18 protein-coding genes are annotated in these 20,336 nt (G+C 70.5%); 6 read left to right on the top strand and 12 right to left on the bottom strand.

The genetic code is table 11. From position 1 onward, the window contains the following. Window positions 1-15: 15 nt before the first annotated feature. From IH68_RS0108345 to IH68_RS0108330, 4 genes are all read right to left on the bottom strand, one after another. Window positions 16-2,298: a glycosyl hydrolase family 95 catalytic domain-containing protein gene (locus tag IH68_RS0108345; protein ID WP_030930762.1), complete on the bottom strand. Its 2,283-nt coding sequence runs from the start codon at window positions 2,296-2,298 to the stop codon at window positions 16-18. A gap of 140 nt (window positions 2,299-2,438) precedes the next feature. Beyond that, window positions 2,439-3,083 carry a class I SAM-dependent methyltransferase gene (locus tag IH68_RS0108340; RefSeq protein ID WP_030930760.1) on the bottom strand — a complete coding sequence of 215 codons (645 nt, stop codon included), beginning with the start codon at window positions 3,081-3,083 and terminating at the stop codon, window positions 2,439-2,441. Window positions 3,084-3,146: 63 nt separating this feature from the next. Further along, window positions 3,147-5,528 carry an ATP-binding cassette domain-containing protein gene (locus IH68_RS0108335; protein ID WP_030930757.1) on the bottom strand — a complete coding sequence of 794 codons (2,382 nt, stop codon included), beginning with the start codon at window positions 5,526-5,528 and terminating at the stop codon, window positions 3,147-3,149. Between the two features lie 54 nt (window positions 5,529-5,582). Then, the gene (locus IH68_RS0108330) at window positions 5,583-6,845 is read right to left on the bottom strand and encodes an MFS transporter (RefSeq protein ID WP_234341277.1); all 1,263 of its coding nucleotides are present in this window, start codon (window positions 6,843-6,845) and stop codon (window positions 5,583-5,585) included. 160 nt (window positions 6,846-7,005) lie between these two features. Between IH68_RS0108330 and IH68_RS0108325 the strand changes: the two genes are divergently transcribed. Next, window positions 7,006-7,509: a hypothetical protein gene (locus tag IH68_RS0108325; RefSeq protein WP_030930751.1), complete on the top strand. Its 504-nt coding sequence runs from the start codon at window positions 7,006-7,008 to the stop codon at window positions 7,507-7,509. A gap of 43 nt (window positions 7,510-7,552) precedes the next feature. On the opposite strand, the gene IH68_RS0108320 is transcribed toward IH68_RS0108325, so the two are convergent. Together IH68_RS0108320 and IH68_RS0108315 are read right to left on the bottom strand one after the other, a co-directional pair. Then, window positions 7,553-8,287: a YqjF family protein gene (locus IH68_RS0108320; RefSeq protein ID WP_030930748.1), complete on the bottom strand. Its 735-nt coding sequence runs from the start codon at window positions 8,285-8,287 to the stop codon at window positions 7,553-7,555. Between the two features lie 80 nt (window positions 8,288-8,367). Further along, entirely contained in the window at window positions 8,368-9,423 is a 1,056-nt protein-coding gene (locus IH68_RS0108315) for a LacI family DNA-binding transcriptional regulator (RefSeq protein ID WP_030930745.1), read from the bottom strand. Window positions 9,424-9,615: 192 nt separating this feature from the next. On the opposite strand from IH68_RS0108315, the gene IH68_RS0108310 reads away from it, so the two are divergent. Next, complete coding sequence (locus IH68_RS0108310; protein ID WP_030930743.1) at window positions 9,616-10,668, top strand: glycoside hydrolase family 5 protein; 1,053 nt, start codon at window positions 9,616-9,618, stop codon at window positions 10,666-10,668. A gap of 73 nt (window positions 10,669-10,741) precedes the next feature. Here IH68_RS0108310 and IH68_RS0108305 read toward each other — a convergent pair whose 3' ends face one another. Genes IH68_RS0108305 through IH68_RS0108295 form a run of 3 tightly spaced genes read right to left on the bottom strand, consistent with a single transcriptional unit; the run spans window position 10,742 to window position 12,713 of the window. Next, entirely contained in the window at window positions 10,742-11,548 is an 807-nt protein-coding gene (locus tag IH68_RS0108305) for an SAM-dependent methyltransferase (protein ID WP_030930739.1), read from the bottom strand. Next, a complete protein-coding gene (locus IH68_RS0108300) occupies window positions 11,545-11,838 on the bottom strand; it encodes a DUF397 domain-containing protein (protein WP_037884663.1) in 294 nt (97 codons plus the stop codon). Before IH68_RS0108300 ends, IH68_RS0108305 begins: the two co-directional genes overlap by 4 nt. After that, the gene (locus IH68_RS0108295) at window positions 11,835-12,713 is read right to left on the bottom strand and encodes a helix-turn-helix domain-containing protein (RefSeq protein WP_030930733.1); all 879 of its coding nucleotides are present in this window, start codon (window positions 12,711-12,713) and stop codon (window positions 11,835-11,837) included. The genes IH68_RS0108300 and IH68_RS0108295 overlap by 4 nt, the downstream gene beginning before the upstream one ends. Window positions 12,714-12,904: 191 nt before the next feature. Here IH68_RS0108295 and IH68_RS0108290 point away from each other — a divergent pair, with 191 nt between their 5' ends. Next, window positions 12,905-13,345 carry an ATP-binding protein gene (locus IH68_RS0108290; protein ID WP_030930730.1) on the top strand — a complete coding sequence of 147 codons (441 nt, stop codon included), beginning with the start codon at window positions 12,905-12,907 and terminating at the stop codon, window positions 13,343-13,345. A gap of 21 nt (window positions 13,346-13,366) precedes the next feature. On the opposite strand, the gene IH68_RS0108285 is transcribed toward IH68_RS0108290, so the two are convergent. Further along, the gene (locus tag IH68_RS0108285) at window positions 13,367-14,809 is read right to left on the bottom strand and encodes a SpoIIE family protein phosphatase (protein WP_030930727.1); all 1,443 of its coding nucleotides are present in this window, start codon (window positions 14,807-14,809) and stop codon (window positions 13,367-13,369) included. 45 nt (window positions 14,810-14,854) lie between these two features. Here IH68_RS0108285 and IH68_RS0108280 point away from each other — a divergent pair, with 45 nt between their 5' ends. Together IH68_RS0108280 and IH68_RS0108275 are read left to right on the top strand one after the other, a co-directional pair. After that, complete coding sequence (locus tag IH68_RS0108280) at window positions 14,855-15,667, top strand: SAM-dependent methyltransferase (RefSeq protein ID WP_030930723.1); 813 nt, start codon at window positions 14,855-14,857, stop codon at window positions 15,665-15,667. Window positions 15,668-15,784: 117 nt separating this feature from the next. Next, the gene (locus IH68_RS0108275; protein ID WP_030930720.1) at window positions 15,785-16,627 is read left to right on the top strand and encodes an SMP-30/gluconolactonase/LRE family protein; all 843 of its coding nucleotides are present in this window, start codon (window positions 15,785-15,787) and stop codon (window positions 16,625-16,627) included. 18 nt (window positions 16,628-16,645) lie between these two features. On the opposite strand, the gene IH68_RS0108270 is transcribed toward IH68_RS0108275, so the two are convergent. Together IH68_RS0108270 and IH68_RS0108265 are read right to left on the bottom strand one after the other, a co-directional pair. Next, on the bottom strand, window positions 16,646-17,818 hold the full coding sequence (locus IH68_RS0108270; RefSeq protein ID WP_030930717.1) for a flavin-dependent monooxygenase: 1,173 nt from the start codon (window positions 17,816-17,818) through the stop codon (window positions 16,646-16,648). Between the two features lie 104 nt (window positions 17,819-17,922). Further along, a complete protein-coding gene (locus tag IH68_RS0108265; RefSeq protein WP_037884660.1) occupies window positions 17,923-19,104 on the bottom strand; it encodes a CdaR family transcriptional regulator in 1,182 nt (393 codons plus the stop codon). 200 nt (window positions 19,105-19,304) lie between these two features. Here IH68_RS0108265 and IH68_RS0108260 point away from each other — a divergent pair, with 200 nt between their 5' ends. After that, the gene (locus IH68_RS0108260; RefSeq protein ID WP_234341275.1) at window positions 19,305-20,243 is read left to right on the top strand and encodes a substrate-binding periplasmic protein; all 939 of its coding nucleotides are present in this window, start codon (window positions 19,305-19,307) and stop codon (window positions 20,241-20,243) included. Window positions 20,244-20,336 lie beyond the last annotated feature (93 nt).

Here is a 20,336-nt window from a genome sequence, read left to right as displayed (position 1 = left end):
GCCACCGGCGGAGCGCTACGGCAGGCCCCACGCCTCGCCGGGCTCGCTCGCAGTCACGGGAGCGATGACGAGATCGGGCCGTTCGCCGGTGTACAGCAGGACCTCGCGGCCCTTGGGGAGGTCCACGGCGAGGGTGCCGTCGGAGGTGGTCCGGGTGTGCGCGGGGCGGCCGTCGTCGAGGACGGCGGTCAGCCGGCCGGCGGGCAGCCCGTGGCGCAGTTCGAGCGGTTCGCCCGCCAGGCTGCGGACGCGCACGAAGCGGGTGACCCCGTTGGTGCGGACCGCGCTGACCAGGAAGGCGCCCTGGGTGCGGAAGTCGTGCAGGGTGACGTCCGGCCAGGAGGAGGGGACGGCAGGGAAGACCCGGACGACGCCGCCCCAGCTCTGGCACAGCATGTCGTGCAGGGACTGCGAGGCCGACAGCGGTGTCTCGATGACCGGACCGGCCTCGGTGTAGTGGGTGTTGGCCCGGCAGGGGTAGCGCGTGGTGGGGTCGAAGAACTTCTTCAGATACGTCAGCGCCGTGTCGCCGCGGCCCATCATCGCGTACATCGACGCGGCGCCCGTGTAGCTGTAGCCGCGGTGCGCCCCGGTCAGCGCGTGCCAACGCACCACCGTCTTCTCTATCAGCTCCCGCTGCTCGGGCTGGTCCCAGTTGACGAGGTAGAGCGGATAGACCATGAGCAGATGCGAGTAGTGGCGGTGGGACTGGGCGTACGGAGTCTCCGCGCCGATCATGAAGCCGTTCTCGTCGACCGGGTACGGGGTCAGTTTGGCCAGTATCTCCTGCCAGCGCTGCTTCAGCGGGTCGTCGACCCCGAGCTGTGCGGTCGCGTCCAGGAGTGTGGCGCAGCCCCAACGGATCAGCGCCAGGTCGTAGTTGGTGTCCCGCGGGGGGACCACCGGGTACTCAGGCGAGAGTGTCGACGGCAGGTGGAGCCTGCCGTCGTCGCCGGGCTGGAGGAAGTGCCAGTAGTAGTTGATCGTGCGGCGCAGCAGCGGGTAGATGGTGTCGCGCAGCAGGGACTCGTCCATGGTGTGCCGGTAGCTCAGCCATGCGTTGTGCAACGCCCAGGTCAGGTCGCCCGCTTCGGCACCGGTGCCGGGCGTGCCGACGCTGCGGTCGCCGAACATGTCGGAGCTGCGGCCGATGCCGGCACTGTCCGGGCGGTAGGCGGAGGGCACGTTGGCGACCAGCTGCTCCTGGCTCTGCCTCAACGTGCTGGCGAGCGAGTCGAGTTCGAGGTGGTTGGAGCCGTGGATGAGCCAGTACTCGAGCTGGACGTTGAGGTTCCACCACACGGCGGGCCAGGGCGTCGGTTCCAGCCACGGCCCGGAGGTGGCCATCACGGGTCCGCCGGCGCGGCTCGCCGACGCGACCTTGTACAGCTGGATCCAGTGGAAGCTCTGCAGCCGCTGGTCGGGGATCGAGACAAAGCTCTTGCGGTAGAACGCGTGCCACCAACGGGTGTGCTGCGAGCGGAGCTCACCATAGGAACCGGCGCGCTGGATCTTCCCGAGCGAGATCTCTCCGGCCCGGGTGTCGGAGGGGTGGCTGTGGGCCACGCTGAGGAGGAGGGTGTCGCCCGAGCGGCGGTGGGCCGTCGCGGTCTGGCCGCCGCCGACGAGCGGCTGGAGGATCTGTTCGACGTCGCCGGTGGTCTGGGTGGTCCAGGGCGGGTTGGCGACGTATCCCGCCGGTGGCTCCTCCTGGATCTTGCGGGGGCTGATGGCCTCCTCGGGGTGGAAGGTCCAGCGGACCTGCTCCTCGCCGTCGGCCGTCACGCGTGCGGCGAGGATCCCGTCGTGGACGAGTGCGGAGAGCGTCAGGGTGCCTTTGTCCGTGGTGACCGTGCCGGTGAGCTCGGCGTTCCACAGGCTCAGTCGCCAGTCGACGGAGGCGATGGTGCCGGCCGGGTCGAGGGTCAGGTGCCCCACGGGCAGCCGGGCGGTGCCCCAGCCGCTGCCGAACTCGGGCCGGTGGTCCTGCACTTCGCCGTGTTGCACGGTGAAGCGGATGCTGTTCGCGCCCGGCTCCCGGTAGACCATGCTGCCCAGGCGCCCGTCGCCGAGGAACGGGCCCTCGTACCAGACCGTGGGCATCCGGTGCCACACCAGATCCTGCCCACGCAGGAAACCGGCCCACGCGCCGTCGGAGTCCATCCGGTTGCGGAGCCGCCAGCGGCCGCCGGGCTCGGAGCCTTCCGGGGGAGCGGTGGCGGCAGCGGCAACGCCGGGTAAGGCCGCGGCCGTCGTGGCGCCGAGCGCTGAGCCGAGCACGGTTCGTCTAGAGGTCATTGCGGGGTGCCTCCACGATGCGAACGGACGGTTTCTGACGGGTTCGATTCATCGGATCTATGTTCCCGGCGAAGCGTAGATCTGGCGTGATTAGACGTCAACGGCCTCAACATGCTGAAGATTGATCCGATGTGCGGGCGTCAATTCGCCCGTTCTGCGATCCCGATGAACTGCCCGGCCACCGTGCGGATGCGGGCCGACCACCCCAGCGCGCTGAGGTCGCTCGTGAGCGTCCGGGCGTCGTGGAAGACCTTCACGATGCGGTACTTGCTGCCGTCGTCGAGCCGCCGCACCGCCGCCGGGACGGGATGATCCGCGAGCACTTCCTCCGACGCGGCCCCGGCAGGCCCGTCGTCGATGAAGACCACTTTGCCGCCCGGGGCGAGTGCGTCGGCGACGGTGCTCCAGAAGCGGGGCAGGCGCGCGGGCGGGACATGCGAGAGCCAGAAGGCGAAGAACACGGTGTCGTAGCGCCGCGGCGGCTGCCACGCGAACAGGTCGGCCTCGACGAACTCGACGGTGGAGGCGGCAGTGCGCGCACGAGCGAGGGCCAGCACCTCGGCTGCTGCGTCGACGGCCGTCACCGAGCGCGCCCGCGCGCCGAGCAGCCGGGTCCACCGGCCCGTTCCGCAGGCCAACTCCAGTACATCTCCGGCAATCGGGAGACCGTCGACGCAGGCCGGCAGTTCCCGCAGGTCCGCGAGCTCCGAATAGGGCCGGTCGTACTCGGCCGCGCCCGCCCGGTAGTAGGCCAACTGCTCGGCCAGCAGTGCGTCGTCATCCATACCGCCACGGTCGGCCCTGCCCCTTGGGCAGGGTCAAGGCCGACCGGACGTGGGGCGCCCCGGTCAGGCGCCGACGTACTGCGCGAGGTGCTCGCCGGTGAGGGTGGAGCGGGCGGCGACCAGATCGGCCGGGGTGCCCTCGAAGACGATGCGGCCGCCGTCGTGGCCTGCGCCGGGGCCGAGGTCGATGATCCAGTCGGCGTGCGCCATGACCGCCTGGTGGTGCTCGATGACGATCACGGACTTGCCGGAGTCGACCAACCGGTCCAGCAGACCGAGGAGTTGCTCCACGTCGGCGAGGTGGAGGCCGGTGGTCGGCTCGTCGAGGACGTAGACGCCGCCCTTGTCCCCCATGTGCGTGGCCAGCTTCAGGCGCTGGCGCTCACCGCCGGAGAGCGTGGTCAGCGGCTGGCCGAGGGTGAGATAGCCGAGCCCGACGTCCGCCAGGCGCTCCAGGATCTTGTGCGCGGCCGGGGTGCGGGCCTCCCCGTCGGCGAAGAACTCCAGGGCCTCCGAGACCGGCATCGCGAGCACCTCGGAGATGTCCCGGCCGCCGAGCCGGTACTCCAGGACCGAGGCGTCGAACCGCTTGCCCTCGCAGTCCTCGCAGGTGCTGGCGACCCCGGCCATCATCCCCAGGTCGGTGTAGATGACGCCCGCACCGTTGCACGTCGGGCAGGCACCCTCGGAGTTCGCGCTGAACAGCGCCGGCTTGACGCCGTTGGCCTTGGCGAACGCCTTGCGGATCGGTTCGAGGAGACCGGTGTAGGTCGCCGGGTTGCTGCGACGCGAACCCCGGATCGGGCTCTGGTCGACGGAGACGACCCCGAGTTCCTCGGGGACCGACCCGTGCACGAGCGAGCTCTTGCCGGACCCCGCGACACCGGTGATCACGGCGAGCACACCGAGCGGGATGTCCACGTCGACGTCCCGCAGGTTGTTCGCCGTGGCGCCGCGGATCTCCAGGGTGCCGGTGGACCTGCGCACCCCGTCCTTGAGCTTCGAGCGGTCGTCGAGGTGGCGCCCGGTGACGGTGTCGCTGCCGCGCAGCCCGTCGAGCGTGCCCTCGTAGCAGACGGTGCCGCCCGCCGTGCCGGCGCCGGGGCCGAGGTCGACCACGTGGTCGGCGATCGCGATGACCTCCGGCTTGTGCTCCACGACGAGCACCGTGTTGCCCTTGTCCCGCAGCCGCAGCAGCAGACCGTTCATCCGCTGGATGTCGTGCGGGTGCAGGCCCGCGGTCGGCTCGTCGAAGACGTACGTGACGTCGGTGAGCGAGGAGCCGAGGTGGCGGATCATCTTGACGCGCTGCGCCTCACCACCGGAGAGCGTGCCGGCGGGCCGGTTCAGCGAGAGGTAGCCGAGACCGATCTCGACGAACGAGTCGAGGGTCTGCTGCAGCGAGGTGAGCAGCGGCGCCACCGACGGCTCCGCGAGTGCGCGCACCCAGTCGGCCAGGTCCCTGATCTCCATCGCGCAGGCGTCCGCGATCGAGATCTTCTTGATCTTCGAGGAGCGGGCGTGCTCGGCGAGCCGGGTGCCCTCGCACTCGGGACAGACGGTGAAGGTGACCGCACGCTCCACGAAGGCCCGGATGTGCGGCTGCATCGCCTCCTTGTCCTTGGACAGCATCGACTTCTGGAGACGCGGGATCAGACCCTCGTAGGTCATGTTGATGCCTGCGATCTTCATCCGGGTCGGCTCGCGGTGCAGAAGGTCGTGCAGCTCCTTCTTCGTGAACCTGCTGATCGGCTTGTCCGGGTCGAAGAAGCCGGACTCCGCGTACAGCCGGGAGTTCCAGCCGCCGCCGGTGTAGCCGGGGATGGTGAACGCACCCTCGTTGATCGACTTGCTGTCGTCGTAGAGCTGGGTCAGGTCCAGGTCGGAGACCGACCCGCGGCCCTCGCAGCGCGGGCACATGCCGCCCACCTTGTTGAAGGTGACCTTCTGCTTGGCGCCGCCGCCCACCGAGATCGCACCGGCCGCCGAGACCGAGGGCACGTTGAAGGCGAACGCCCCGGGCGGCCCGACGTAGGGCTTGCCGAGCCGGCTGAACAGGATCCGCAGCATCGCGTTGGCGTCGGTGGCGGTGCCGACCGTGGAGCGCGGGTCGGCGCCCATCCGCTGCTGGTCGACGCTGATCGCGGTGGTCAGACCGTCCAGGACGTCGACCTCCGGCCGCGACAGGCTGGGCATGAAGCCCTGTACGAAGGCGCTGTAGGTCTCGTTGATCAGGCGCTGCGACTCCGCGGCGATCGTGTCGAAGACCAGCGAGCTCTTGCCCGAGCCGGAGACACCCGTGAAGACCGTCAGCCGGCGCTTCGGGATCTCGATGCTGACGTCCTTGAGGTTGTTCTCGCGCGCTCCGTGCACGCGGATCATGTCGTGGCTGTCGGCGGCATGCAGCGCGGGCACCTGCGCGTTCGTCCTCTTCGCCGTGGTCATCGTCTCTCCATGGGTCGGGCCGGCGGGTGCGGGAGTCGTCGTTCTGCGGTCACGTTAGCCGCGGCTCACGAGAGCGCGCTTCTCGATTCCTGATCGGTTGCTGCGCCGGACCAGCAGCAGGACGCATGCGAGCGCGCCGAGCGCCACGGTGGCGAGCCCCGAGCCGCCGAGCGTCGCGCGCGGGCCCAGCGCCGTGGTGAGCGGTCCGCCGAGCGCCGTGCCGAGAGGCGATGCGGTGAGCAGCACCGCGCTGCGGGCCGCGAGCATCGCGGCCAGGTGCTGCGGGGGCGACTTCGCCTGCACCAGCGTCACCGAGAGCGCCACGAACGGGCCGTAGATCGCGCCGCCGAGCGTGAAGCACGCGACGGTCACGGCCGTCGGTGCGCCGGCCCCGAACGGCATCAGCATGAGCCCCCAGGCCGTCACGATGCCGACCGTCACGGGCCACAGCGGCAGCCGCCGCAGCGCGCCGACCGCCAGCGAGCCGAGCACAGCTCCGAAGCCGAACAGCATCCAGTACAGGCCGAGCAGGGTGCCGGGTGCGTGCAGGTCCTCGGTCACGTGCAGCGGCAGGGCGACCTCGACCGGACCGTAGAGCAGGTTGAAGAGCCAGGTGAGGGCCAGCAGCCCGAGCAGCTCGGGACGCGACCGCAGCAGCGCGAGCCCGCCGCGGGCCGCCGCCCCGTCGACGGGGGAGACCTGCCCCGACTCCGGCAGCCGCGTGCGTGCGACGAGCACGGCGAGGAAGGCATAGGTGAGCGCGTCCAGGCCCAGTACGAGCGCGGAGCTCGCGTACGTGACCAGCACTCCCGCGAGGGCGGGCCCGGCGATCGTGGCGGCGAAGTCGAGCGAGCCGACGAGGGTGTTCGCGCCGAGCCGCTGCTCGTCCGGCAGCAGCTCGGCGAGCAGGGTGTACTTGCCCGCGCTGCCCCAGGCGTGCAGCAGTGACGAGACCGCGAGCAGCACGATGTACAGCGACGGCGAAAGAGCCCCGGCGAACCAGGCGAGCGGCACGGCACCCAGGAACACACCGCGCACCACGCTGTCGGCGATCAGCAGCCGTCTGGCCGGAACCCGGCGCAGCCGGCGGCCGAGCACGAGCGCGCCGACCACGCCCGGCAGGGTGTATGCGGCGACCGCGCCGCCGACCCACAGCCCCGCCCCGGCCTGCGGCGCGAGCTCGATGGCGAGCCACGCCACCGCGACGAAGCTCATGCCGTCGCCGAGGCAGGAGACCGCGAAGCCGAGGATCAGCCGCCGGAACAGCCGGTGGGCGAGGACCGGCCGGTACGTGGAGGGAACGAAGCGTCGGATCACCCCGGACACGCTAGGCGGGGCCGGTGGGGCGGCGCTTCTCGATTCCTGATCGCTCTGGCAGCGGTCGTCGCTGAACAGCGGCCGGTGATCATGCGTACCCCTGTGGTACGCCCGCCAGTCCGGGGCGGGGTTGAACAGCGCCGAGAGGGAGACGCACGTGTTGCCGCACCCGACGCGAGGACGCACTACACGCGTCCCGCCCACGACCCGGCTCGTACGCGGCGCGACACTGGCCGGCACTCTGGCACTCCTTCCCCTGGCCGCGGCCTGCAGCGGGGGAGAGGACGACACCTCCGAACGGTCAAGGGCCACCAGGACGGCCGTAACTGCAGCCCCGGAGGCCGGAGTTGTCGCACCGGCGAAGGTCGAGGTCATCGCCGCACTGACCGGCTGCAAGGCCAGGATCCGGGTGGAGGCGGAGGAACTGCGCCAGGGTGTCTGCCACACAAAGAAGGCCGACTACCTCATCACCACCTTCCCCCAGGACGAGTTCCAGCAGGTCTGGCTCGACAGCGCCGCCATGTACGGGGGCAAGTACCTCGTGGGCACCCGCTGGGTGGTCAGCGCGCAGCCGAAGATGCTGGAGCGGTTCCGGCCCAGGCTCGGCGGGACCATCAGGCAACTGGGCGTTGCGGGACCGACACCGCAGCCGGGTTCGTCGTGACGCCTGCCCCCGGTCCTCTGGCGGGCGGCTGTTCCCGGGGCCTTCAGCGGGCGGCGGACGGTGTCCCGAACCGGACCGAGACGCCGGGTGAGTAGAGCACGCTGACCGGCGGGTCCGTCATCCGTGGCAGTCCGGCCGCCGTGATCAACTCGTCGTCCAGATCGAGCAGTTCGGCCCGGTGCAGCGGCCAGGGTGCGTGCTCGTTCGGGAGGTGCACCGTGCGGCCGTGCCACGGGACGTGCATGCCCCAGCGGGCGGTGAGGAACAGCTCCAGCGGTGTGGGCTGCGCTATGGGCGCGCCAGGGCGCACCACGACCCGGCTGCTGGGGCCGCGGCCTGCGGACCGTCCGCGACGGCAGGTGTAGGTGAGCCTGCCGCCCTCGCGGTGCAGGTGCATCGCGGACCACACATAGGGCAGCCGCACGCCCAGCCGCCCCACCAGCACGGGCAGCAGACGGGTCGCGTCCAGGGAGCGGAACACGACACCGCGGCGGCCCCGCTCGTCCACCGAGTACAGCCGTACGTTCGTCTCGCAGAACGTTCCGAGATACGGCAGACCGGGCCCCGGGCCGAGGCCCACGCCGCGCATCAGGAACGGCACCAGGCCGACGTAGGTGACCCCGTCGAGAGTGTCCGGTCGGGTCCCGGAAGGCAGCAGAGCGGCCACCCGCTCCGGCTCCACCGGCCAGTGCAGGAAGGTCAGTTCATGCCAGCCCTGCACCAGCGTCGGCCGGCGTACGGGCCGCGGGGTGGACGCCGTGACCGGTTCGATCTCCATGCCCAGCCTTGTAGCACGCGAGCAGCGGCCGGGCTGCTCGAACGGGCCCGGGTTCGCCGGCGTTGTGCGCAACGGCACAGTCATCGGTGACGGTCCGGCGGGGGCGCGGTGCTGTGCCTGACCACCAGACTGGTCGGGACGAGATCGGTGCCGGGCTTCGAGTCGCCGCGGGTGCGGATCTGCTGGAGGGCGTCCTGCACACAGCGGCGGCCGACCTCCGCGAAGTCCTGGTGGACCGTGGTCAGCGGCGGGACGAAGAAGGCGGCGTCGGGGATGTCGTCGAAGCCGACGACGCTGATGTCCGCGGGCACCCTCAGGCCGCGCTCGTGGAAGGCGCGCAGCAGCCCGAGCGCCATCTGGTCGTTGGAGGCGAACACGGCGGTGCAGTCCGGCTGTTCGGCGAGCGCGAGACCGGCCGCGTAGCCGGACTCGGCCGACCAGTCGCCGTGCAACGGCGGCGGCACCGGGCGTCCCGCCTCCTGGAGGACGGCGCGCCAGGCCTGGGTGCGGCGCTGCCCGGCGAAGGACGTCTCCGGGCCGGTCACGTGCCACACGGTGCGGTGCCCCAGGTCGAGCAGGTGGCTGACGGCCTTGCGGGTGCCGTCGGCCTGGTCGGTGTCGACCACGCTGTAGCGGTCGCCGGCGTCGGAGTCCACGACGACGACGTGCACGCCGGGCGGCAGCTGCACCGTGCCGGTGTCCAGCAGATGGATCTCCATGATGACGATGACGGCGTCGACGGCCAGCTCTCCCATCCGCGTGAACGCCCCCAGCACGTTGTCCTGGGTGGGTACGTCGATGGGGATCAGGGTGATCGCGTAGCCCTCGGCCGCGGCATGGGTGGCGATCGCCTCCACGGTGCGGCTGTTGCCCGTGGAGGACAGGCTGAAGAGGATCACGCCGATGGTGTTGAACTGGCCGTAGCGCAGGGCGCGCGCCGCGCTGTTGGGCCGGTAGCCCAGTTCCCGCATCGCCGTGAGCACCTGCTCCCGGGTCGCGCCGATCACTCCGGGGTAGCCGTTGGAGACCCGCGAGACCGTCTGGGACGAGACTCCGGCGAGCTTGGCGACATCGGCCATGGAGACCCGCTGCTTGCGGCGTCCGCCCGGAACGCCGGTGCTGCCCCGTTCCACCACTGGTGCCTCCCTCGGGTGCCCGACCTGTTGCGCGACGCACCGGATGTTACGCGTGAGGAGCCTTGACGGCCGCTGAGGCGGATGCCACGATTCCGGCGCCGCCGAGTTTACGTAAACATCCGTTGCGACGACAGCGCATGTTTACGTAAACATGCGGGGCGCCGAGCCGCCACCTCCTGAAAGGCCACGTCGATGCGCAAGACCCCCACCAACCGCCTCGCTCCCCGGCTGCGTGCCGCCTGTGCGGCGGTCGCGATCGCCGCGGTCGGCGGCGCCTCCCTCACCGGCAGCCCCGCCTCTGCCTCGCCGAAAACGGACACGACCCAGTTCAAGGGCGTCAACTGGGCCGACCCCCGCGACAACTACGCCAACGACCCCGTCGTCCTGTCCGGACTGTCGCTCTCCGACACCTACGCCCAGACGTACACCAAGGCGAGCCGGGTCATTTCCGCCTTCCGCGCCAACCTCGGCGCCAACACCGTCCGTCTGCCCATCAACCCGTACACCGTCAACGGCTCCTACTGGAAGTCGTACCGCGGCGTGATCGACGCGGCGACGGACAAGGGCTTCAAGGTGATCCTGTCGTACTGGGAGGGCACGGACGCCCAGAAGGACGGCTTCATCGACGACGAGGCCACCTACTGGCCGATGTGGAACACTGTCGTCAAGGCCTACAAGGGCAACTCGAAGGTCTACTTCGAGCCGATGAACGAGCCGCACGGCTACACCGACACCCAGTGGGCCGACATAGCCGCCAAGTGGCTTTCGACGTACGGGTCCGTCCCGCGGGGCCGCGTCTTCGTCAGCGGCGCCGGCTACAACGACCACGTCACCTCGGTCTGCGCCGACCCGCGGCTGAAGGGCACCTATCTGTCCCTGCACCACTACGGCTTCTGGAAGTCCTACGCCACCTACGACCAGTGGACCGCCGACCTCAAGGAGCGCATCGGCGACTGCGCGAGCCGTACGGTCATCGACGAGTTCGGCGCCCCCATGACCACCGGACTGAACTACAACAAGCCGGCGCCCGACGACAACTACGTCAACTTCATCCAGGCCGAGACCGACACCGCCCGCGAGCTGAAGATGGGCTCGGTGTACTGGCCGGGCCTGCGCACCGACGACATCTACTCGATGCAGAAGCTCGTCGGCGACGCCTCCCGCCCCTGGCTGGCCACCACCAACCAGTCCGGCGCCGACCGCCTCGCCTGGGCCTGGGGACGCGGCCGGCCCGTCCAGCCCTGACCCGTGCCACAGCCGCCGGACGGCCCCGGAGCCACTCGGGCCCGGGGCCGTCCGGCACCCCACGAAGCAGCGGCTAGGGCTTGATGCCCACCCCGGTCCAGAGGCTGACCTCGGCGTCCGTGGCGTCGCAGTCGCCGTCCGGGCGCCAGCGGTGCCCGACCGCGATTCCGGGGTCGAGCAGGTCGAGTCCGCTGAAGAACCGGGCGACGTCGTCCTTCGAGCGGAACTGCACCGGCGTGCCCGCACTGGTGTAGATGTCGGTGACCTTCTGCCAGGTGGCCGGGTCGAAGTCGGGCGTGCAGTGACTCAGGGCCAGCGCGCTGCCCGAGGGGAGGACGGCCAGCAGACGGTCCACGATGCCGTACGGGTCCTGCGCGTCCGTCACGAAGTGCATCAGGGCGTTGAGGGACAGGGCCACGGGCTGGTCCAGGTTCAGGACCTCGGCCAGTGCGGGGGACTCCAGCAGCGCGGCCGGGTCGTTGACATCCGCCTCGATGTACGTGGTGCGGCCCTGAGCCGTGCTGCGCATCAGGCGCTCGGCGTACTTGAGGACGAGCGGGTCGTTGTCCGCGTAGACCACCCTGGCTTCGGGAACCACGGACTGGGCCACCTGGTGCAGGTTCGGCTCGGTGGGGATGCCGGTGCCGATGTCCAGCCACTGGCGGATGCCGTGCTCCTGGGCGAGCACGCGGGTGGCGCGATGCATGAACGCCCGGTTCTCACGGGCGCACACGAAGATGGCCGGGTAGGCCGAAGCGACGGTCTCCGCGGCCAGCTTGTCCACCTCGAAGTGGTCCTTGCCGCCGAGGTAGTAGTCGTACATCCGGGCGGAGTGGGGCCGGCTGGTGTCGATGTCCCGAGCCGCGTGCGAGTTGGTCATGCTGTCCCTTTCGGTGGGGTGCGTGGGGGGTAAAGGGCCGTCAGATGATCGGCGAGACCTCGTTTGACTCCCGCGACGAACGCGGTGATCTCCTCCGGGGTGTAGATCAGCGCGGGGCCGGCCGGATCGGTCGACTGCCGCAGGGCCACACGGCCGTCGGAGAGCTGTTTCGTCTGCACGCACTGGCCCCCGTTGGGGCCGCTCCACGGAGACTCCCAGCCCTGTTCACCGAGGTCCGACGCCGGCATGCCGTTGTAGACGCCGCTGACAACGCTGTCGGCGCTGGTCATGAGTACTCCTTTCGCATGCGGTTCAGGAGTGCCCTGCTGTCCGTGTCCGAGGTCAGCAGGGACATGCGGTTGTGGGCCTCGAGATGGGCCGCGACGTCCGAGCGCTGGTCCAGGTACATGGCGCCGGAGAGGATCTCGCTGTAGACGATGTCGGGCAGCTCCGGCTCCTTGAACCGGAAGTAGGTGAAGGGGGCGCACGCGCCGACGTGGGCGCCCGCGGAGAACGGCACGACGTCGACGCTGACGTGCTCCAGCTCGGAGACCTCCAGGAGCCGGTCGATCTGCTCCCGCATCACCTCGGTGCCGCCCACCACCCGGTGCAGCACCGTTTCCTCGAGCACCACCCACAGCGTGGGCGCGTCGGGTCTCTCCAGCAGGCTCTGGCGGCGCAGCCGCAGATCCACCCGCCGCTCCAGCTCCTCCTCGCTGCCGCCCGGGAAACCGCCGCGCAGGACCTCGCGCGCGTAGTCGTGGGTCTGCAGCAGTCCCGTCACGTAGTGCGGCTCGTAGGTGCGCAGCGTCGTCGCCCCGGCCTCCAGGCTCACGTAGCCGCTGAACCAGCTCGGCAGCACATCGCGGTACACATGCCACCAGCCGGGCTCGTTGGCCCGCTCGGCCAGGGTGACGAACTCGTCGATCTCCTGCCGGTCGGCTCCGTACGTCTCGAGCAGCTTGTCCACGTAGAGGGGCTTGAGGCCGACCTCCGCCTTCTCCAGTCGGCGGATGGTCAAGGAGGTCACCCGCAGGGCCCTGGCCGCGTCGTCCAGCGTCAGACCCGCATCCTGGCGCCGCTCCTGCAGCCGCCGGCCGAGGATCATGCGGAGAACGGTGGGTGCGCTGGGGTTGTTGCCCGCGCCCGACCGACCTTCGTTCACCACGCACTACCTCCTGAATGGCCGTCACCGCACAGCCGACGGAAGCGACTTGGCTGAGCGGACGGACAGATACCGGCTCCATGAAATTATCAGGCAGCTGGTTGCAGCTTGAACTGCCCTGTGAGCATAGTTACTTGTGTGAATCGTTTCGACGTTCACTGCGCGTCCCGTTCCCCACGGAAGGCAACTGCGTGTCCCCCCACACGACTTCCTCCCCGCAGCTGTTAGACGCCCCGAACCAGGAGCGAACCCACTGGCTCGAACTGCCGCCGCACCGCTCCAGCATCAGAGTCGCCCGCCGCTCCATCGGTGCGCGGCTGAGCGCCTGGCGCCTGCCGGGCGACCTGTGCGCGGACGCCGTCCTGCTCGTGTCCGAACTGGCCACCAACGCCGTACGGCACACGCTGAGCGCCCGGATTCTGTGCGGCATCGGGCTCATCACCGACCAGTGCCTGCGCCTCGAGGTCCACGACCACGACCGCACGGACCGCGGCCTGCCCCGCTGCGAGCCGGACCCCGACGACGAGAGCGGCCGCGGACTGCTCATCGTGGAGGAGATCGCGGACAGCTGGGGAGTCGACCGGTCCAGACTCACCGGCGGCAACGCCGTGTGGGCGCACCTGACGGCCTGAGAACCTGCCGGGGAGGGCCGTTCAGTCCTTCCGGGGCGTCAACTGGGCGAGCAGCAGGGTGCGGTCGTCGGCGGCGGCCGCGGCGGAAGGGGAGCTCAGCAGCCGTCGGCACAGGGACTGCAGCGGGTCCTGTGCGCCGGCGGCCGCGGGGTCGACGGCTGCCGTGTCCAGGGCGCGGGCGAGGCGGGTGATCTCCTGGTCGATGTCGGCGTCCCGGGACTCGACCAGGCCGTCGCTGTAGAGCACGAGCAGAGCGGGTTCGTCCAGGGTCAGCACGGTCGCCTCGTAGCTGCCCGTGCCCAGCCCCAGGGGCAGGCCCGGACTGGTGAGAGCGACCGGCGCGGTCCGGCCGTCGGCGCCGCGCAGCAGCGGGGGCGGGTGACCGGCCCCCACCAGGGTGCAGGTGCGCTGCCGGGCGTCCCACTCGGCGTAGATACAGGTCGCGAACGAGGCTCCCGGGGTGTCGCAGGCGAGTGCGTCGAGGCGGCGTATGAGTTCGGCCGGAGGGATGTCGAGGGTGGCCAGGGTGCGGACGGCGGTGCGCAGCTGGATCATCGCGACGGCGGACTCCGGGCCGTGCCCCATGGCGTCCCCGACGACGAGACTGACCCGGTCACCCGGCCGTCTCAGCACGTCGAACCAGTCCCCGCCGATGATGCTGCCCTGCCCGGCGGGCAGGCAGCCGTGGGCGATGCGGCAGCCCTCGACCTCCTGTGCCGTGCCGGGCAGCAGGCTGTTCCGGATGGCCAGGGCGGTGCGGCGCTCGCGCTCGTAACGGCGCGCGTTGTCCAGGGCCGTGGCGGCTCGTGCAGCCAGCGCGTCCGCGGCCACGACGTCCGCGGGCCGGAACGGGGCCCGGTCCGGCCCGCGTGAGCAGGCGACGAAGCCGACCGCGGTGCCCCGCAGTTGAAGCGGGACGACGAGGAAGGACGACACGCGCAGCAGGTCCTCGATCCGCGCGTCGCCGCCCGCGGAGGCCACCAGCCGCTGGGAGGTGTGCGGGTCGACCGTGTCGAGCAACTGCGCGTGCCCGGCGGCGAGCGCACGCGCGTACGGCGTCTCGCGCGGGAAGACGATCACCTCGCCGACCGGCAGCACACCCTCCCAGTCCTCGACCGCGTCCGTGCCGATACGCAGCGCCAGACGGCGCGCCTCTATCTGGGGCGGGTCCGCGACGGCGTACGCGTTCTCGTCGCGCAGCCAGCGCTCCAGCAGATAGATCGATGCCGCATCGCAGAAGCCGGGGGTCAGCGCGTGCACGACATGAGTGCCGGTCAGCCCCAGGTCGAGTTCCGAGCCGATGGCGTCGGCGGCGGGGGAGAAGGCCGACCGGCGGGGCGAGGGCAGTGCGGCGGGGGGTGCGTCGGTGCGGCTGCGCGGTTCGTTCCGCAGGGGTCGTGCCTTTCCGGGTGGGGGGCTCCGGGCGCACGGCGATGAGGGTGGCTCGCCGTGCGTCGTCGGCAACTATATGATGTCGCGTCAAGACCCCTGGTCGGAAAGGGAGTTGTAGTGCCCGAGAGTGAAGGTTTCCCGCCGGGGACCGATCCGGACAGGGCGAGCGTCGCCCGTGTGTACGACGCCTTGCTGGGCGGGGAACACCACTTCGCCATTGACCGGGAGGCGGTGGCGGCCATCACGGCCATCGAGCCCCAGGCGCGCACCCTGGCCCGGGCCAACCGCGCTTTCCTCGGCCGGGCCGTGCGCTTCCTGGTCGAGTCCGGGGTACGGCAGTTCCTCGACCTCGGCTCGGGCATCCCCACCCAGGGCAATGTCCACGAGGTGGCGCAGGCGGTCAGCCCGGGAGCCCGGGTGGTCTACGTGGACAACGACCCGGTGGCCGTGGCGCACAGCACGTCGCTGCTCGCCAACAACCCGGACGCGGACATCGTCGACGCCGACATCCGGCGGCCGGCCGACATCCTGGCCTCGCCGCAGGTGCGCAAGCTGATCGACTTCGAGCAGCCGGTCGCCGTACTCATGAATGCGATCCTGCACTTCGTCACAGCAGAGGAGGACCCCGTCGGTCTTGTGGCCGCCTTCTGGGACGTGCTGCCGGAGGGCAGCTATCTGGCGATGTCGCACGGCACGAACCAGGACCGCCCGGACACGGCCGCCGCGGTGGGCCAGTTGTACCGGTCCAGGGCCACCTCGCCGGTCATCACCCGCTCCCATGACGAGATCCTCGAACTCTTCACCGGCTTCGACCTCGTAGAACCAGGCCTGGTCTACCTCCCCCTGTGGCGCCCGGACCCCGGCGACCGGATCCCGGACAAGCCGTCGGAGTACTGGGTGTATGCGGGAGTCGGCCGCAAGGGCGCATAGCCGGGCCCGCAGTGTCCCGACACCAGTCGCCGCGCGCTGTCGATTCGGCGGGCCCTCGTTCGTGTAGAGGTCGAGAGGCCGGCACCGGGCCGGCCCGAGCGCAGGGCTGTGAGGACGATGACCCACGTATCCACGCTGCTCACCGGCCGAGGCCTGGTCGAGTCACCCCGCTGGCACGGCGACCGGCTGTACTTCTCCGACTGGACCGCGGGCGAGGTCCTCGCCGTCGACCGGGACGGCCGCAGCGAGGTCGTCGCGCGAGTGCCGTCGCTGCCCCTGTGCACTGCCTGGCTGCCCGACGGCCGGCTGCTGGTCGTCTCGTCCGGGGAAGGGCGGCTGCTGCGCCGCGAGCCCGACGGCAGCCTGGTCGAGTACGCGGATCTAGGCATCCCGGGCTGGAACGACATCGTGTCGGACGGCCGCGGCAACACCTACGTCAACCGCGCCCACTTCGACCCGATGGCAGGAGAGGACGCCAAACCCGGTTCCGTCCACCTGGCCGCGCCCGACGGCTCGGTGCGCGAGGTGGCCGACGACATCGCCTTTCCCAACGGCATGGCGGTGACCGCCGACGACTCCACCCTGATCGTCGCCGACTCCTACCGCCACCAACTGCTCGCCTTCGACATCGAGGCCGACGGCACCCTTTCGCACCGACGGGTCTGGGCCGAGCTGGGCGAGGGCACCCCCGACGGAATCTGCATCGACGCGGAGAACGCCGTCTGGTACGCGGACGTGCCCAACCGGCGGTGCGTGCGCGTCGCGGAAGGCGGGACCGTCCTGCAGACCGTGCCGCTGGACCGCGGAGCCTTCGCCTGCGTGCTCGGCGGACCCGACCGCAGCACGCTGTTCATCACCGCGGCACGCTGGCAGGGCATGACCGAGACCGAGATGGTGGCACCGGGAAGCGGCCAGGTACTCGCGGTGCCGGTCGAGGTACCGGGAGCAGGCCGGCCGTAGAAGCGTGCCGACTGCGCCTCACAGGAACGGCGTGCCCGCATCGAGCCCCGACAGGACCCGGCCGTAGATCTCCAGATTGGTCGCGGGATTGACGAAGGAGTGCAGATTCAGGGCCTGCACATCGCGCACCGCCCGCTGGATGGGCACCTCCCGGTGCAGCGAGGACGCCCCGGAGGCGGAGGCGATCAGGTCGACGGCCTCCTTGCACAGCCGGGCCACATAGCCGCTCTGTGCGCGTATCCTGGCGCGCTCCTCGAGTGTGTACGGTTCACCGGCCTCGATACGGGCGACGAAGTCGCTGGTCAGCAACTCGGCACAGGAGATCTTCAGCGCCGCTTCGGCCGCCTGGAGATGAGTGACGGTCGCCTCGTTCTGCCGCTGGTGGAACGTGTAGGTGATGCCCCGCCGATGGATCCGCCCGGTGAACTCCTCCAGCGCCGCCCGCGCCAGGCCCAGTGCGTTCGGTGCCGTCCAGGCGCAGAACATCAGCAGGACGGGCATCCGGTAGAAGGGGTCGTCGGCGTTGGACTTGGAGGGGAACTCGCCGTTGAGCAGGGGCCCGACCGGCAGCACCCGGTGCGCGGGCACGAACACGTCACGGGCGACCAGGCTGTTGCTGCCGCTTCCCGCCAGTCCGGAGACATGCCAGTCGTCGAGGATCTCCAGCTCGGCCATCGGTACGGCGGTCCACAGCACCTCGGGCGGCCCCTCGCCGGATTCCACGCGAACGGTCAGCAGGTGCCAGTCGGCGTGCCGGCAGCCGGTGGCGAAGCCTGAGGTGCCGTTGACGACATAGCCGCCGGCCGTGGCGAGGGCGGTGGCGTCCGGGATCAGGGTGCCGCCGACCCGTACGTCGGGACTGGTGAAGATCTCGTCCTGGGCCTCGTCGGGGAAGAGCGCCGCGATGAATGCGCAGCCGGCCTGGATCAGGGCCGTGAAGGCGGTCGAGCCGCACGCGGCGGCGATCTCGGTCAGCGTGTCGACCTGGGTGCGCAGCGGGGTCTGGTAACCGCCGTAGCGTCGGGGGACGTTCATCCGGTAGATCCCGGCGTCCGTCAGCGCCGCGACGACCTCGCTCGGCACGCTCCTCTCCTGCTCGGTACGGAGTGCGTGCTCGCGGATGAGCGGAGCGATCGCGCGTGCGCGTTCGACGATGCCGGCATCGGAACGTGGTGCTGACGACGGAGCCATGGACGACCTCCGGGCACTCCGGGCACGACGGGTCCTCACCGTGACCCGGATCGTGTGCACTGTCAACGGCGCCTGTGGGGAGTGGAGTTGAACGGAACGGCGCGTCAGCCACTGCCCATCTGGTCGGCCAGACAGGCGAGGTAGAGGGCCATGGTGGTGCGGTGGTCGCGCAGCGGCCGGCCGGTGAGCTGCTCGATCTTGTTCATGCGGTAGACGACTGTGTTGCGGTGGATGTGCAGGGCCGCGGAGGCCCGTACGAGGTTGAATCCGCTCTCGCACCAGGCGGTGATCGTGTCGCGGAGCGCCGGCCAGTCCGGCTGGGCGCGCAGATCCGCGGTGGTGAGGTCGACCAGGCGGTTGCGGGCGGACTGGTTCACCGCGGCCAGGACCTGGTGGACCCGCAGATCGGCGATCAGCTGGACGGGGGAGTCCCCTGCCGAACGCCCGCCCAGGCGCAGCGCGTCGCAGGCGTCCTGGTACGAGTCGTGCAGACCACCCACCGAGGAGGCGGGCTCGCCGATGCCCACCCGGGCGATGAGACCGTCCTGCGCGGCGATGACGTCGACGACCCGCCGGCAGTCGCCGACCAGGGACTCCGTGCGGCGGCGGGCCGGAACACGGTGCAGGACACCGATCCACCCGGGCGCCGCGCCGGCGACGATGTCCTGCGGGTCGGCAAAGACCTCGCGGACGGTGCGCAGCAGTTCCGTGCGGACCAGTGCCACATCCTGAGCGGGCCCGCCGCCCCGGCGCCGGGCGGTCCCCTCGGGCACGGTCACCTCGATGGCCACCGCGACCCGCTGCAGCCGCAGGTCGAAGCCGAGTTCGGCGGCACGGAACACGAGGAAGTCGCCCTCGACGACCTGGGGATCGTAGGAGGCGATGTCGGCGAGCAGCTTCTCCGCCGCCCGCTCCGAGAGCAGCCGGGAGCGCAGCATCACGGACTCCCTCAGCAGGATCTCCGTCTGGCGCTTCACCAGCAGTCCGAAGCGGCGCACTTGGGCAGGGGTGCCGGTGATCCCGACGGTGCCGACCGCCTGGCCGCCCGCGACCAGCGGCAGGGTGACGCCGGGGCGTACCCCGCGCAGCTGCTGGGCCTGCGAGGCGTTGTGCGTGGCGGGTTCCTGGGTGCGCACGACCTCCACCGACGCCTCGTGGAAGGACCCCACCCGGCTGCTGTCGCCGCTGCCGATGACCATGCCCTCCGCATCGGTGATCAGCACGTTGAAGCCGATGACGGCGGAGGTGTCCCCGGCGATCTCCTGGGCGAGTGACGGGCTGAGCACGACTGTTCCTCCCGTCGAGCGAACGGGTCGCGGGCTGGACGCACCGTACAGGGCATCGCAGGATTCCGGCCATAACTTCGTACGAAGTGAACGGTGACGACCGGCTGGGCCGATCTCTAGCGTATGGGCCCAATCGATAGCCCCGCCGAGGGCACAGCGCGGTGAACGGCGGGCTCCTTCAGTGCCGATACGGAAGGCCCATGCCGATGATCCGTGTGCGCTCACTCGCCGTCACCCTGACCACGATGCTGATGATTTCCACGGTCGCCGCCTGCGGTTCGGACGGCGACGACACCCCGAAGAACGTGTCCGCCAAGACCGCCGCCCTGGGCACGCTCACCCCCGGCGTCATCAAGGTCGCCGTCCAGCCGTACGCGCCCTACACCACCGTCCAGGGCGGGAAAGTCGTCGGCCTGGACGGCGACATCCTCACCTACGTGGCCAAGAAGCTCGGCCTCCAAATCAGGCCGCAGGTGACCGACTTCGCCGGCATGCTCGCCGGAGTGCAGTCCCGCCGGGTGGACATCACCATCGGCGGCGTCGCCTGGACCGCCGACCGGCAGAAGCAGGGTCTGTTCACCGATCCGCCCTACTACTCGCCCCCGGCGATGGCCGTGGGCAGCGGAAAGACCTACAGGACCGTCGACGACCTCAAGGGCCTCAGCCTCGGCACCGTCGAGGGCTACGTCTGGGTCAAGTCCATCCAGTCCGTGCCCGGCGCCAAGCTGCACGCCTACCCGGACGCCACCGGCGTCTTCGACGACCTCGGCGCGGGCCGCGTCGACGTCGGCTTCCTCGACCCGCTGATCATCATCGCGGCGCAGAAACAACGCCCGGAACTGAAGATCAAGACGGAGTACCTGACACCGCCGACCGCCGCCGAGGTCAAGGCCAGGCCCGCCTACGCGTACTTCCAGCCGTACCAGACCGGCTTCTACCTCCCCAAGAAGGCCACCAGGCTGGAGAAGGCGATCTCCGCACAGATCGACGCCATGTACACCAACGGCGAGATGGCCGGGCTCGTGAAGAAGTACGGCGGCGACCCGGAGCAGTTCCTCAAGCCGGCCGCCGACGTCGCCACCGCGCGCCGTGGCGTCGACCGGCCGGGCAACTGGACGCCGCCGTCCATCGGACAGTGAGGGGAGCGAACATGTCCGGCCTCTTCCAAGTCCCCTGGTCCGACTACCGGTCCGACCTCCTCGACGCGCTCTGGCGCACCGTCTCCTACACCC

This window comes from Streptomyces sp. NRRL S-646 (assembly GCF_000720765.1).
Taxonomy (GTDB): Bacteria; Actinomycetota; Actinomycetes; order Streptomycetales; family Streptomycetaceae; genus Streptomyces.
This window is presented reverse-complemented; position numbering and strand designations above follow the sequence as displayed.